The organism is Kitasatospora sp. NPDC056184 (assembly GCF_042268405.1).
GTDB lineage: Bacteria > Actinomycetota > Actinomycetes > Streptomycetales > Streptomycetaceae > Kitasatospora.
The window spans coordinates 79840-92352 of the sequence record NZ_JBHJUI010000029.1; the positions used below are offsets into that span (position 1 = coordinate 79840).

The 12513-nt window shown below is 75.6% G+C and carries 14 protein-coding genes; 6 read left to right on the plus strand and 8 right to left on the minus strand.

The window, feature by feature from the left end; genetic code table 11:
- Nucleotides 1-51: 51 nt before the first annotated feature.
- Complete coding sequence (locus tag ACFC0B_RS35635) at nucleotides 52-975, minus strand: LysR substrate-binding domain-containing protein (protein ID WP_376095789.1); 924 nt, start codon at nucleotides 973-975, stop codon at nucleotides 52-54.
- A 72-nt stretch (nucleotides 976-1047) separates the two neighbouring features.
- On the opposite strand from ACFC0B_RS35635, the gene ACFC0B_RS35640 reads away from it, so the two are divergent.
- A complete protein-coding gene (locus ACFC0B_RS35640; protein ID WP_376095792.1) occupies nucleotides 1048-1818 on the plus strand; it encodes an SDR family oxidoreductase in 771 nt (256 codons plus the stop codon).
- Between the two features lie 13 nt (nucleotides 1819-1831).
- On the opposite strand, the gene ACFC0B_RS35645 is transcribed toward ACFC0B_RS35640, so the two are convergent.
- Both ACFC0B_RS35645 and ACFC0B_RS35650 read right to left on the minus strand, forming a co-directional pair.
- The gene (locus tag ACFC0B_RS35645; RefSeq protein ID WP_376095795.1) at nucleotides 1832-2302 is read right to left on the minus strand and encodes an Imm21 family immunity protein; all 471 of its coding nucleotides are present in this window, start codon (nucleotides 2300-2302) and stop codon (nucleotides 1832-1834) included.
- Nucleotides 2303-2498: 196 nt separating this feature from the next.
- Nucleotides 2499-2969 (minus strand): hypothetical protein, encoded by a 471-nt coding sequence (locus tag ACFC0B_RS35650; RefSeq protein ID WP_376095798.1) that lies wholly within the window; start codon nucleotides 2967-2969, stop codon nucleotides 2499-2501.
- A 135-nt stretch (nucleotides 2970-3104) separates the two neighbouring features.
- On the opposite strand from ACFC0B_RS35650, the gene ACFC0B_RS35655 reads away from it, so the two are divergent.
- Entirely contained in the window at nucleotides 3105-3398 is a 294-nt protein-coding gene (locus tag ACFC0B_RS35655) for a hypothetical protein (RefSeq protein ID WP_376095800.1), read from the plus strand.
- Nucleotides 3399-3411: 13 nt separating this feature from the next.
- Here the strand turns inward: ACFC0B_RS35655 and ACFC0B_RS35660 are convergent, their stop codons facing one another.
- Nucleotides 3412-4983, minus strand: coding sequence for a glycerol-3-phosphate dehydrogenase/oxidase (locus ACFC0B_RS35660; protein WP_376095803.1), 1572 nt, complete (start codon nucleotides 4981-4983; stop codon nucleotides 3412-3414).
- 39 nt (nucleotides 4984-5022) lie between these two features.
- A complete protein-coding gene (locus ACFC0B_RS35665; protein ID WP_376095806.1) occupies nucleotides 5023-5622 on the minus strand; it encodes a TetR/AcrR family transcriptional regulator in 600 nt (199 codons plus the stop codon).
- A gap of 20 nt (nucleotides 5623-5642) precedes the next feature.
- Here ACFC0B_RS35665 and ACFC0B_RS35670 point away from each other — a divergent pair, with 20 nt between their 5' ends.
- Nucleotides 5643-7268 carry an FAD-binding oxidoreductase gene (locus tag ACFC0B_RS35670; protein ID WP_376095809.1) on the plus strand — a complete coding sequence of 542 codons (1626 nt, stop codon included), beginning with the start codon at nucleotides 5643-5645 and terminating at the stop codon, nucleotides 7266-7268.
- Nucleotides 7265-8176: a diacylglycerol kinase gene (locus ACFC0B_RS35675; protein ID WP_376095812.1), complete on the plus strand. Its 912-nt coding sequence runs from the start codon at nucleotides 7265-7267 to the stop codon at nucleotides 8174-8176. The genes ACFC0B_RS35670 and ACFC0B_RS35675 overlap by 4 nt, the downstream gene beginning before the upstream one ends.
- A gap of 206 nt (nucleotides 8177-8382) precedes the next feature.
- Here ACFC0B_RS35675 and ACFC0B_RS35680 read toward each other — a convergent pair whose 3' ends face one another.
- On the minus strand, nucleotides 8383-8712 hold the full coding sequence (locus tag ACFC0B_RS35680; RefSeq protein WP_376095815.1) for a hypothetical protein: 330 nt from the start codon (nucleotides 8710-8712) through the stop codon (nucleotides 8383-8385).
- Between the two features lie 156 nt (nucleotides 8713-8868).
- Here ACFC0B_RS35680 and ACFC0B_RS35685 point away from each other — a divergent pair, with 156 nt between their 5' ends.
- The gene (locus tag ACFC0B_RS35685) at nucleotides 8869-9429 is read left to right on the plus strand and encodes a TetR/AcrR family transcriptional regulator (protein WP_376095818.1); all 561 of its coding nucleotides are present in this window, start codon (nucleotides 8869-8871) and stop codon (nucleotides 9427-9429) included.
- 13 nt (nucleotides 9430-9442) lie between these two features.
- Here the strand turns inward: ACFC0B_RS35685 and ACFC0B_RS35690 are convergent, their stop codons facing one another.
- The gene (locus ACFC0B_RS35690; RefSeq protein WP_376095821.1) at nucleotides 9443-10051 is read right to left on the minus strand and encodes a TetR/AcrR family transcriptional regulator; all 609 of its coding nucleotides are present in this window, start codon (nucleotides 10049-10051) and stop codon (nucleotides 9443-9445) included.
- 49 nt (nucleotides 10052-10100) lie between these two features.
- Between ACFC0B_RS35690 and ACFC0B_RS35695 the strand changes: the two genes are divergently transcribed.
- Nucleotides 10101-10982, plus strand: a complete 882-nt coding sequence (locus tag ACFC0B_RS35695; protein WP_376095824.1) for an alpha/beta fold hydrolase — start codon at nucleotides 10101-10103, stop codon at nucleotides 10980-10982.
- Between the two features lie 27 nt (nucleotides 10983-11009).
- Here ACFC0B_RS35695 and ACFC0B_RS35700 read toward each other — a convergent pair whose 3' ends face one another.
- On the minus strand, nucleotides 11010-12368 hold the full coding sequence (locus ACFC0B_RS35700) for a DUF2252 domain-containing protein (protein WP_376095827.1): 1359 nt from the start codon (nucleotides 12366-12368) through the stop codon (nucleotides 11010-11012).
- Nucleotides 12369-12513 lie beyond the last annotated feature (145 nt).

Consider the following 12513-nt stretch of genomic DNA (forward strand, 5'->3'; position numbering starts at 1 on the left):
GTGCCCTCCTCGGTCGCTCTCCCTGGCAAAGAATCTACAGCACTGTAGAGATCATGAAGCCTCGTCGTCCGACAACATCCGGGCCACCTGGTCCGGCAGCAGACAGGCCCGCCGGGCCAGCAGTTCGACGAAGGCCGCCGTCAACGCGTCCGGCCTGGTGCGGGTGTAGGCGACCAGCGGCCGCCGCACCGGCGGCTCGGGCCGGCGGACCAGCCCGTCGAACCCGGCCGGCACGATGTTCGCCGGCACCAGCGCCGGCCCCAGCCCGGCCGCCGCGAGCAGCGGCGCCGCGGCCGTCTGCTCGGTGCGCACCGCCGCCCGGGGGCGGAACCCGGCCTCCGCGCAGGCCGCGTCCACCAGGTCCGCCAGGCCGTTGCCGGGGGCGTAGTGCACCCAGTCGCGCTCGGCCAGCGAGGCCAGCGGCACCCTGCGCGCCGCCGCTCCCCCGCGCCCCTCCTCCGCCGGCAGCACCAGGACGAACTCCTCCACCCCCAGCTCCCGGATCGGCCCCTCCCAGTCCGTCGGCGGCGTCCCCACCGCCACGTCCGCCTGCCCGGCCGCCATCGCCGCCCGCAGCTCCTCCGCGTGCGCGAACTCCCGCAGCCGGATCCGCACCCCCGGGTGCGCGGCCCGCCAGGCCCGCAGCACCGGCGGCAGGATGCCCAGGCTCACCGAGTACACCGTCGCCAACTCCAGCTCCCCGCCCGCCAGTCCGGCCGCCTGCCGGGCCGCCGCCCGCAGCCGCTCGGCGTCCGCCAACGCCGCCCGGGCGTGCGGCAGCACCGCCCGCCCCATCGGCGTCAGCCGCACCGCCCGCGGCAGCCGCTCCAGCAGGGGCCCGCCCACCGCCTTCTCCAGCGCCCGCACCTGGTGCGACAGCGCCGGCTGGGTGACGTGCAGCAGCTCGGCGGCGCGGGTGAAGGAGCCGGTGTCGACGACGGTCACCAGGTACTCGAATTGCCGGAGGGTAGCCATGCAGGGAGTTTATGGCGGGCGGAGAAAACAAGCCTTGGACGCATCACCGCTGGTCGGCGCAGCCTTGTGGGCATGACCGACAGCGCTCTCTCCTCTTCTCCGCTCCCCCTCGCCTCCCGCCCCCTCGCCTCCCGCCGGGTCGTCGTGGTCGGCGCCGGCTCCCACACCGGCCGCGCCCTCGCCCACGCCGCCTCCGCCGCCGGAGCCGAACTGGTCCTGGCCGGCCCCGACCCGCGCAAGCTGGAGTGGACGGCCGGCGAACTGTCCGGCCCCGCGAAGGTCGTCCCCGTCGACCTCACCGACGAGGCGTCCATCGCCGCCCTCGCCGCCGCCACCGGCCGCTTCGACCACCTGGTCTCCACCGCCGCCCTGCCCGCCAACGGCCCGCTCGCCGAGCTCGAACTCGCCGACATCCACCGCGCGTTCGCCGCCAAGGTCTACGGCCCGCTGCTGCTCGCCAAGCACCTCGCCCCGCAGGCCGCCACCGACACCCCCGACGGCGCCTCGTTCACCTTCTTCTCCGGCGTCGCCGCCTGGCGCCCCGCCCCGGCCCGCACCGTGATGGCCACCACCAACGGCGCGCTGGCCTTCCTCGTCCAGGCCCTCGCCGTCGAGATCGCCCCCGTCCGCGTCAACGCCGTCTCCCCCGGCATCGTCGACACCGGTGCCTGGGACCGGATGGGCGCCGACAAGGCCGCCTTCCTCCACTCCGTCGCCACCCGCAACCCCGCCCGCCGCACCGGCACCACCGAGGACCTCACCCGCGCCGTCCACTTCGCGATGACCAGCCCGTTCGTCACCGGCACCGTCCTTCACGTCGACGGCGGCGGCCGCCTGGCCTGAGCCCCCGGCCGGGCTACCCGCGCGCCGGCGGTACCGGCTCCAGCCGGTCGACGCGGAACTCACCGTCCGGCGTCTCCAGTGCCAGCGACAGGATCCGGTAGAGCGCGTCCGGAAGGTCGACGTCGATGCTCTCGCCTGCGTGCGGGTAGTCCCCCGGATAGGCGGAGTCGATCAGCCGGTACCTCCCGCCGAGCCGCACGTCGGCGCAGTGCTCCCACCGCGACGGATCGCCGAGGGCCGCGTCCAGGCCCTCGGCGATCCCGCCGTCGCCGTCGGCGGAGATCCAGCGGACGAACGAGAACCGCTCGGGGATCCAGGCGACTTCGAGCGGCTCACCGGCGAGCGTGACGACGTCCCGCCCCAGGAACTCGATCCCCGCGACGTCGTCGAGGACCGTGCCGTCCGCCTCGTTCCCGGTCCACGAGGGGAGGAGCTCCACCGGACACAGCGCGTCGTAGCCGAAGTCCGTGTTGATCCACCGCAACGCCGTCCCGCTTCCTTCCGCTTCCGTTGCGGACCATCACATCACCCCTCCGGGGCCTTCCGCTTCCGCCTCCGGGTCGGAGTGCTCCGCGCCGCCGCCACCACGGCCTCGGCGCAGCCGGCCAGGTCGGCGGTGAACGGCGGCGCCGTCATCCCGGTCCCACCCCCACTCCTCGCTCCTGCCGCCTTCCCGCCGCTCAGTCCCAGAACGGTGATGCGAAGTCGTCGACGTACAGGCCCGAGGCCCGGGTCTCCAGGACGGCCTGCTCCGGCGGGCCCGCGACGCCGAGGTACATGTAGTAGTCGTAGCTGATGTGCACGAAGAAGTCGCCGTCGCCGTAGAACTGGCACCACACGTAGTCCTCGCGGAGCACCGACCGCACCAGTTCGAGCGCCTCGTCGAGCGGCAGCCGGTCGCCGTCGGCGACGCGCTGCCACCACGGGCTCTCGGGGTAGATCTCCAGCCCCTCGACGCGCAGCGCGGTCACCCGGTCCACCGCCGCGAACCGGCGGACGGCCGCGAGGTAGCACTCCTCCATCGCCCGGTAGACCGGCTCGGTGAGCACCTCCCCGCCGAAGGACCTGCCGATGTCGGAGATGGCCGTCCACGCCGGCGCCGCCCCGGTCCGCTCGTCCTCCGTGTACTTCACCACGCGATACTGGTGCATCCGCCCTCTCCCGATCTTCCCGGTGCGCCACTCTAGCGATCACCGGAGCGCCGCTTTTGCCGCAATCCATCAGGAATCGACCTGGTTCCGGCCGTAAAATGATCGTTGGCCGGGGCTGCACTGCGGGAGGTCCTCATGCGTCAGCGGCACAGCTTCCACCTCGACCGGGGCGGGCACTCCGTCACCGTGAACGTACGGTCCGGGTGGATCACCGAGACCGAGGTGCTGGTGGACGGCAAGGAGGTGGCGTTCCACCGGGTGCACGGTCACGGGGTGTATCCGCTCACGCTGGCCGCGCAGCTCGCCGAGGAGCCGCCGCGGCCGCTGGCGGTGCGACTGGAGCGGACGGGTTCGGCGGAGCGGCCGCTCGGCTGTGCGCTGGAGCTGGACGGGGCCGTGCACCCGATGGCGGAGCGGACGGGGCAGTGAGCGGCGGCCGGAGTCAGAGCACCTTCGCCGCGATCTCCTCGACGGCCGCGCGGGCCCGCTCGGCGTCCGCCGGGACGAGGCCGATGCGGGTGCGCCGGTGCAGGACGTCCTCGGTGTCCAGCGCGCCCTCGTGGGTGAGCGCGTAGGCGATCTCGGCGCGGCTGACGTCGATGCCCTCCGCGACCGGCGCGCCGTAGCCGGCGCCCAGCCGCTCCTCCCCCAGCGCCAGCACCTCGCCCGCCGCGCCGCCGTGCCGGGCGAGCAGCGAGGCCGCCACCTCGCCCTCCGGTGCCGGGCGGCTGTCGCGGTGGCCGGGCGCGCCGACCAGCGGCAGGCGGGCCGTCCAGCAGGCGCGGGCGGGCAGGGCGCGCAGCCGGACGGCGGTGTCCACGGCGTCCTCGGCCATCCGGCGGTAGGTGGTGAGCTTGCCGCCGACCACGGTGATCACGCCGTCCGGCGACTCCAGCACGGCGTGCTGCCGGGAGAGGTCGGCGGTGGCGCCGTCGCCGGTGTCGATCAGCGGCCGCAGACCGGCGTGTGCGCCGCGCACGTCGTCCCTGGTCAGCGCCGTCTCCAGGGCGGTGTTCACGGTGTCCAGGAGGAAGTCCAGCTCGGCCTCGGTGGGCCGCGGCTCGTCCGGGATCGGCCCCGGCGCGTCCTCGTCGGTGAGGCCGATCGCCACCCGGCCGAGCTGCTGCGGCAGTGCGAAGACGAACCGGCTGGTGGAGCCGGGGACGGGCACGGTGAGCGCGGCGGCGGGCCGGCCGAGCGCGGCCGCGTCGACCACCAGGTGGGTGCCGCGGCTGGGGCGCAGCCGGATGGACGGGTCCACCTCGCCCGCCCACACGCCGGTGGCGTTGACGACGGCGCGGGCGTTCAGGAGGAACGACTCGCCGGTCAGGGTGTCGGTGAGCCGGGCGCCCGTCCCGGTCACCCGCTCGGCGCGCACCCGGGTCAGCACCGACACCCCGTACTGCGCCGCCGTCCGGGCCAGCGCCACCACCAGCCGGGCGTCGTCGACGAGTTGGCCGTCGTGCGCGACCAGCGCGCCGGAGAGCCCGGCACCGCGCAGGCCCGGCACCAGGGCGCGGGCCCGCTCGGCGCCCACCCGGCGCACCCGCGGCAGCAGGCGCCCCGGGGTGCCGGCGCTCAGCCGCAGCGCGTCGCCCGCGTGGAAGCCCACCCGGACCAGCGCGGCCTGCCCCGGCTTCATCAACCCGTCCAGCAGCGGCACCAGTTGAGGCAGCGGGCGGACCAGGTGCGGGGCGGTGCGGGTCATCAGCACACCGCGCTCGACGGCGCTCTCCCGGGCCACGCCGATCCGCCCGGAGGCGAGGTAGCGCAGGCCGCCGTGCACCAGCTTGGAGCTCCACCGGCTGGTGCCGAAGGCGAGGTCGCGCGCCTCGACCAGCGCCACGGTCAGCCCGCGCGCCGCCGCGTCCAGGGCGACGCCCGCGCCGGTCACCCCGCCGCCGATCACCAGCAGGTCGACCGCCGGCCCGGCGGCGAGCGCGTCGAGCTCCACCTCCCGGCGGCGGGCGGTGAGTCGGGCGGTCCCGGCGAAGGGCCCGGCGGTGGTGGTCATCTGCGGCCTCCGTGACGGTCTGATGGGCGGGGGTGGTCGTTACGGCGCGAGGTAGCCGTCGAGGGCGCGGGCGAGTTCCCGCCGCCAGGCCGCCTCGGGCAGCAGCGCGGCCACCATGCGGTGCGACTGGACGGTGGACTGGGCGATCAGCAGCACCATCGCGGCGAGTTCGAGCGGCTCGCCGGCCCGGATCGAGCCGTGCCGCTGCCCCTCGGCGATCCCGGCCCGCAGCGCCTCCAGCAGGCCGCGCTGGCTGGCGCCGAGGCGGTCGACCACGTACTCGAAGAGCGTGTCGGAGTCGGCGGAGCGCAGCAGCGCGCCGAGCACCGGGTGGTCGCGCAGCCGGACGGCCACCTCGACGACGCCGTCGACGAACGCGGCCCGGTCGGTGCCGGTGAGCCGGACGGCGTCCCGGGTGGCGCCGATCTCGCGGGTGAGCAGCGCGCCGATCACCGCCCGCACGTCCGGCCAGCGCCGGTAGACGGTCGGCCGGCTCACCCCGGCGCGGCGCGCGATCTCGGCCAACTGGGTTCGGCCCACGCCGAGTTGGACGATCAGCTCGGCGGCTGCGTCGAGGATCGCGTCGTCGGTTCCGCGGGGTTCGGCCGACTGTCCGAGGGCATCGTTACTACTTGACATGATGTGTAAAACTGTAACGCATGACCCCCGAGAAGCAAGCAGCGCCGGCCGGTGCGGCCGCGCTGCCCCTCCCCCCGATGAAGTGGGACGCCTGGGGCGACCCGGGCCTCGCCAAGGAGCTGTCCGCCGACATCAAGGGCCTGCTCGCCGCCGCCCTCGGCGTCACCGGCGACGCCGCCCCCGGCCCGGACGTCTCGGAGGTCGTCCTGCGGCCGTCCGCCCTCACCCCCGACGACCTCGCGGCGCTCGCCGCCGTCGTCGGCGAGGCGCACCTCAGCACCGCGGACGCCGACCGCCTCCCCCGGGCCGGCGGCAAGTCCACCCCCGACCTGCTGCGCCGCCGCTCCCGCGAGCCGCAGGACGCGCCCGACGCGGTGGTGCTGCCCGGCGGCGAGGAGGAGATCGCCGCGCTGCTCGCCGTCTGCGCCGAGCGCCGCATCGCCGTCGTGCCGTTCGGCGGCGGGACGAGCGTCGTCGGCGGGCTGGAGCCGCAGCGCGGCGCCTTCGCCGCCGTCGTCTCCCTCGACCTGCGCCGCCTCGACCAGCTGCTCGACCTGGACGGGACCTCCGGCGAGGCCCTGCTCGGCGCCGGCCTCACCGGCCCGGCCGCGGAGGCCCTGCTCGCCGAGCACGGCTTCGAACTCGGCCACTACCCGCAGAGCTTCCGCTACGCCACCATCGGCGGCTTCGCGGCCACCCGCTCCTCCGGACAGAACTCGGCCGGCCACGGGCGGTTCGACGAGATGGTGCGCGGACTGCGCGTCGTCACCCCGGCGGGCGTGCTGGACCTCGGCCGCGCCCCCGCCTCCGCCGCCGGCCCCGACCTGCGCGAACTGTTCCTCGGCTCGGAGGGCACCCTCGGCGTGATCACCGCCGTGCGGGTGCGCGTGCACCCCGTGCCGGCCGTCAAGGCGTACGAGGCCTGGTCGTTCCCCGACTTCGCCACCGGCACCGCCGCGCTGCGCGCCGTCGAGCAGCAGGGCACCGGAGCGACCGTCCTCCGGCTCTCCGACGAGGCCGAGACCATGGTCAACCTCGCCATGACCGAGAAGATCGGCGGCGAGCCCGCGGTGACCGGCTGCCTGGCCGTCACCGTCTTCGAGGGCACCGCCGAGCAGGTCGCCGCCCGCCACCAGCTCACCCGCGCCGCCCTGCTCGCCGCCGGCGGCAGCTCGCTCGGCGAGACGCCCGCCCGGGCCTGGGAGCACGGCCGGTTCAACGCCCCCTACCTGCGCGACGCGCTGCTCGACGCGGGCGCGCTGTGCGAGACGTTGGAGACCGCGACCAGCTGGCAGCAGCTGCCCGCCCTGCGGTTCGCCGTCACCGCCGCGCTGACCGAGGCCCTGCCCGGCGCCCTGGTGCTGTGCCACATCTCGCACGTCTACCCGACCGGGGCGTCGCTCTACTTCACCGTGGTCGCCGCCCTCGGCGAGGAGCCGCTGGAGCGCTGGGCCACCGCCAAGCGGGCCGCCGGCGACGCCATCGTCCGCTCCGGCGGCACCATCACGCACCACCACGCCGTCGGCACCGACCACCGCCCCTGGATGGCCGCCGAGATCGGCGAGGTCGGTGTGCGGATCCTGCGCGCCGTCAAGGCCGAGCTGGACCCGGCCGGGATCCTCAACCCCGGCAAGCTGATCCCATGAGCGGCCGGAGAACCATCGCCCGCGTCGTTCTCCTCACCAACCCCGCGGCGGCCGCCGGCCACGCCGAGCCGGCGGCCCTCCGCGCCGCCGCCCGCCTGCGTGACCACGGCATCACCGTGGACGCCCGGGCGGGCGCCTCCGCCGCCGACTCGCTCGCGCTCGCCCGCGACGCCGTCGGGTCCTGTGACGCCGTGGTCGTGGTCGGCGGCGACGGCATGATCAACCTCGGCCTCCAGGCCGTCGCCGGCACCGCCACCCCGCTCGGCGTCATCCCGGCCGGCACCGGCAACGACCACGCCCGCGCCCACGGCCTCCCCCGGGACGACCCCGAGGCCGCCGCCGACGTCGTCGCCGCCGGCCACACCCGCACCGTCGACCTCGGCCGGATCACCGCCGCCGACGGCACCACCCGCTGGTTCGGCTCCGTCCTCGCCAGCGGCTTCGACTCCCTCGTCAGCGACCGCACCAACCGCCTGCGCTGGCCGCGCGGCCGGATGCGCTACCACCTCGCCATCGCCGTGGAGTTCGCCAACCTCCGCCCCCTGCCGTTCCGGGTCACCCTCGCCGACGGCACCGAGATCAGCCGCCACCTCACCCTCGCGGCCGTCGGCAACACCAGCAGCTACGGCGGCGGCATGCTCATCTGCCCCGACGCCGACCCCGCCGACGGCCTCCTCGACGTCACCCTCGTCGACGCCATGCCGCGGCACCGCATCGCCCGCTTCTTCCCCACCCTCCTCAAGGGCACCCACATCCACCACCCGGAGGTCACCACCTACCGCACCACCTCCCTCCGCCTCGCCTCCCCCGGCATCACCTCCTACGCCGACGGCGAGTTCATGGCCCACCTCCCGATCGAGGTCACCGCCGCCCCGGCGGCCCTGCACCTGCTCACCCCGGGCCCCTGAGCACGGCCGCCCGGAACGGGGCCGCGGGGCGCAGCCGGTGCCGCCGCCCTCCCGGACGTGGGTGCCGTCTCCGGGGAGGGCGTCACGAGGTCACGGAACCGGGCCACCGCACCCCTGGAGTCAGGGGCGGGGAGAGGCCTGGATCAGTGGACCGGCCGTCCTCAACTCCGTCCGTCACCAGGCCGATGAGCCGACCCGCCGCCCGGCTACCCCAGCTCCAGCGCCTCCCACTCCAGCCCCTCGCCCCACCCGGGCTCGCGGCGGGCCCAGGCGGTCATGGCGGTGATCACCGGCTCGGGGTCGTCCAGCAGCACCTGGAAGTGCCTGTCCGGACCGCCGTCCCGGTGCTCCAACGTGTAGTCGCCGCCCTCCTCGTGCCACACCTGCACGTAGACGTCCGGCTCGTCGGGTACCCGCTCGACCACCAGGAAGCGGTCCTTCCGCTCCCCGATCCGCCCGACCAGCTCCGCCAGCGCCTCGGCGCTCACCCGCGGGTGGCTCTCGTCGTCTTCCGTCCGCACCGTGATCTCCAGCATGGCACCGGATCCTGGCACGGACCTCTGACAACCCGGCGGCGCAGGCGCCAGAGGGACGGCAGCGGTTCGCCCCGGCGGGGTTCCCGGTGCTCGGCGAGCCAGGAAGAGGTGGCCACGGAGGTGGGCCTCCAGGCCGGCCCCGGTACGGTGAGGGGCATGGGTGTGACGCGGACGCCGCGGGAGCGGTGGGTGGAGGAGGGGCTGCGGGCGCTCGCGGGGGGCGGGCCGGAGGCCGTGCGGGTGGAGGTGCTGGCGCAGGCGCTCGGGGTGACCAAGGGCGGGTTCTACGGGTACTTCCGCAACCGGGAGGCGCTGCTCACCGAGATGCTCGACACCTGGGAGCGGACGGTCACCGACGGGGTGATCGAGCGGGTCGAGGGCGAGGGCGGGGACGCGCGGGCGCGGCTGGGGCGGCTGTTCACGATCGTGGCGAAGGTCGCGGACGGGCCGGCGACCGGGATGGCCGCCGATCTGGCGATCCGGGAGTGGGCGCGGCGGGACGAGGCGGTGGCCCGGCGGCTACGGCGGGTGGACGACCGGCGGATGGCGTACCTGCGGTCGCTGTACGCGGCGTTCTGCCCGGATCCGGAGGACGTGGAGGTGCGGGCGTTCGTGTCGTTCACGCTGCGGATCGGGTACCACCTGGTGGACGTCGACCACGCGGGGCGGAGCCGGGCCGAGGTGATGGAGCGCACGCGGGACTGGCTGCTGAGCTAGGGCGTGTGCGCCGTCAGGGCGTCAGGAACAGCTCGTCCAGATGGCGGGCGAGGATCGCGAGCGCCGCCTCACCGGTGCGCTGGCCGCCCAGCACGCTGGAGCCGAGGCCGTTGACCATGGCGAGCAGGCCGGCGGCGGCGACCTCGGGGTCCTTGCCGGGGTCGATCTGCCCGGCCTGCTGGGCGGCGCGGAGCTGCTTCGCGAGGAAGCCCTCCAGCACCTCGGGCTGCCGCGCGCCGTGCTTCTCCAGCACCTCGGGGTCGCTGAGCACCAGGGTGTAGTAGGCGGCGAAGGTCCTGGTGATCCGGCGGCTCTCCGGGTCGGTGGGCAGGACGCAGGAGAGGATCGCGGTGACGATGCCGCGCGGGGTGGGCGGGGAGCCGGCGGCCTCGGCGATCCACCGCTCCATCCGGGCCTGGAGCTGGGCGGTGAGCCTGGTCAGGGCGTCCAGCAGCAGTCCCTGCTTGGTCGTGAAGTAGTACTGCACCAGGCGCAGGGAGACGCCCGCCTCGGCGGCGACCACCCGCATGCTGGCCGACTGGAGGCCCTGGGTGTCGGCGATCCGCAGCAGTGCCTCGGCGATCTCCCGCCGGCGTTCCTCGTGATCGGTCCGCGCAGTCATGGCCCCACCTCTCTGGTACACCCGTATCATGCCGTGATACACCTGTACCATGCGAATCAGCGCGTTCAGGAACGACCGGGCGCGGCAGCGGTTCGACGCTGCCTACCAGCGGACCCTGGCGGAACTCTGGCCCGGCCCGCGCACGGCGATCGACCTCCCGACCTCCTTCGGAACCACCCGCCTCTACCGAACCGGGCCGCGGCACGGCGCGCACGACGGCGGGCGCGAACCCGTCGTGCTGCTCCCGGGCTCCGGCGGCAACGCGCTGATGTGGCACCGCTACGTCGACGCGCTGGCCCGGCACCGCCCGGTCGTCGCCGTCGACACCGTCGGCGAGCCCGGCGCGAGCGTGCAGAGCGCGCCGATCGCCGACGGCCGGGACGGCGCCGCCTGGCTGGAGGAGGTGCTGACCGGGCTGGACACGACGGCCGCCCACCTGGTGGGCTGCTCGTACGGCGGCTGGCTGGCCCTCAGCCACCGGCTCCACCACCCGGGCCGGACCGCCTCCCTCACCCTGCTGGACCCCGCCGGCTTCGCCGGCCTCGGCCCGCGGTTCTACGCCTGGCTGATCGCGGGCGGGCTCGCGGCGGCCGCGCCCCGGCCGCTGCGCCCCCGGCTGGCCCGGCTGGTCGGCAACAGCACCGTCCTGGAGACCGAACTGATGGGCCTGATGCGCGCGTCGACGGGGTTCCGCCGCGTGCTCCCGGTGCCGCCGGTCTTCTCCGACGAGGAGCTGCGCCGCCTGGACGGGCCCGCGCTGTTCCTGCTCGGGGAGCGCAGCGCCCTGCACGACGCGCGCGCGGTCGCCGGGCGGATCGGCCGGCTGCTGCCCTCGGCGCGGGTGGAGGTCGTGCCCGGCGCGGGCCACGCGTTGACGAGCGACTGTCCGGAGCTGGTCGCCGACCGCATCCTCGGCGCGGTCGGGGCGTAGGGCCGTCAGGGACGGACCCGGGACCCCTCAGACCCCGCGCCGCGCCGTCAGCGCGCCCGTGTCGATCGCCGCCAGCAGCGCGGCGTGGTCGGCGGCGGTCCGGTCGGCGTACAGGACGGCGAAGTCGGCGACGGCCTCGGCGAAGGTGTCCGAGCCGCCGAGGTACCCGGCGACGGCGAGCCGGTCACCGGAGCGGGCGTGCGCGCGGGCGAGGGCGCGGCCGCAGAGGTCCGCGTAGCCGCGCAGGTCGCGGGGGGTCATGCCGGCGATCTCGACGGAGCCCTTCATGTCCCGCAGCTGGCGGCCGTAGAAGTGCCGCCCGGCCGGGCCGGTGGTCCAGCCGAGGAAGATGTCGCTCGCGGCCTGCAGCAGGCGCTGACCGGTGACGACGCGGTGCCCGCCGTGCACCACCGGGGCCTCGGCGTCCGGGCGGGCGGCGGGCAGGTGCGCCTCCAGGACGGACCGCCCGGCCTCCTTGATCTGGAGGAACAGCGGGTCGCCCTCGTCCCGGCCCTCCATCAGGAGGACGAAGCAGCGGGTGCCGACGCTGCCGACGCCGACCACCTTCCGGGCGACATCGACCGTCCGGAAGCGGTCGAGCAGGATGCCGCGGTCCTCGGCGAGGGTGGCCCGGTAGTCGTCGAAGATCTTGCCGACCCGGCGCAGCTCGTCGCGCGGGACGGGTTCGAGCAGCGGAGGGTCGCTGATGATCCGGCGGCGGCCGTCCTCGCCCTGCTCGGTGAGCTTGTCGAAGGCCTGCAGGCTGGTGCGGCGGCGGGCCTTGTCGAGGGTCGCCTCGACGCGCTTGCGGCGGCTCTTGCGGACCAGCGGGAGGATGTCCTCGACGTCGATCCGGGCGTACCAGACGTCGAGTTCGCCCATCCCGGCGAGGCGGCGCATCGCGCGGGCGTAGCCCTGCGCGGCGGTGAGCGCGGCCCGGCGGACCTGCTCCTCGGGGTGGCCGTTGTCACGGGCGGCGACGGCCACGCTGGCGGCGAGCCGTTTGACGTCCCACTCGAAGGGGCCGGGGTAGGTCTCGTCGAAGTCGTTGACGTCGAAGAGCAGCGCCCGCTCCGGGGAGGCGTACACGCCGAAGTTCAACAGGTGGGCGTCGCCGCAGAGCTGGACGGTGATACCGGTCTCGGGGACGGCCGCGAGGTCGGCGGCCATCACGGCGGCGGCGCCGCGCAGGAAGGCGAACGGGGAGTCGGCCATCCGGCCGTAGCGGATCGGGTTGAGGTCGGTGAGCCGGTCCTCGGCCTGCTGGGCCAGCACGTCCAGCGGGTCGGGGCGGTCGGCGGCGGGGATCCAGCGGCCGTGGGCGGAGCGCGGGATGCGGTCGCGGGCGTCCCGGCCGAGCCGCCGGCGTTCGGTCGGACTGGTCATGGCGCGGCTCCTCGGCGTACGCGGCGGCGGGCGGACCGGCCGGCGGCCGTCCTCCCCGCGACGCTAGGGCAGCCGCCGCGGGGCGGCACGTCGGCGGGGCGGCCCCGGGGCCCCGACGGCGGAGCGCGGGCGGGCGTCCTGGACG

Coding starts and splice junctions, on each gene's coding strand:
- ACFC0B_RS35635 (WP_376095789.1), bottom strand. CDS start 975: ATGGCTACCCTCCGGCAATTCGAGTACCTGGTGACCGTCGTCGACACC.
- ACFC0B_RS35640 (WP_376095792.1), top strand. CDS start 1,048: ATGACCGACAGCGCTCTCTCCTCTTCTCCGCTCCCCCTCGCCTCCCGC.
- ACFC0B_RS35650 (WP_376095798.1), bottom strand. CDS start 2,969: ATGCACCAGTATCGCGTGGTGAAGTACACGGAGGACGAGCGGACCGGG.
- ACFC0B_RS35655 (WP_376095800.1), top strand. CDS start 3,105: ATGCGTCAGCGGCACAGCTTCCACCTCGACCGGGGCGGGCACTCCGTC.
- ACFC0B_RS35660 (WP_376095803.1), bottom strand. CDS start 4,983: ATGACCACCACCGCCGGGCCCTTCGCCGGGACCGCCCGACTCACCGCC.
- ACFC0B_RS35665 (WP_376095806.1), bottom strand. CDS start 5,622: ATGTCAAGTAGTAACGATGCCCTCGGACAGTCGGCCGAACCCCGCGGA.
- ACFC0B_RS35670 (WP_376095809.1), top strand. CDS start 5,643: ATGACCCCCGAGAAGCAAGCAGCGCCGGCCGGTGCGGCCGCGCTGCCC.
- ACFC0B_RS35675 (WP_376095812.1), top strand. CDS start 7,265: ATGAGCGGCCGGAGAACCATCGCCCGCGTCGTTCTCCTCACCAACCCC.
- ACFC0B_RS35680 (WP_376095815.1), bottom strand. CDS start 8,712: ATGCTGGAGATCACGGTGCGGACGGAAGACGACGAGAGCCACCCGCGG.
- ACFC0B_RS35685 (WP_376095818.1), top strand. CDS start 8,869: ATGGGTGTGACGCGGACGCCGCGGGAGCGGTGGGTGGAGGAGGGGCTG.
- ACFC0B_RS35690 (WP_376095821.1), bottom strand. CDS start 10,051: ATGACTGCGCGGACCGATCACGAGGAACGCCGGCGGGAGATCGCCGAG.
- ACFC0B_RS35695 (WP_376095824.1), top strand. CDS start 10,101: ATGCGAATCAGCGCGTTCAGGAACGACCGGGCGCGGCAGCGGTTCGAC.
- ACFC0B_RS35700 (WP_376095827.1), bottom strand. CDS start 12,368: ATGACCAGTCCGACCGAACGCCGGCGGCTCGGCCGGGACGCCCGCGAC.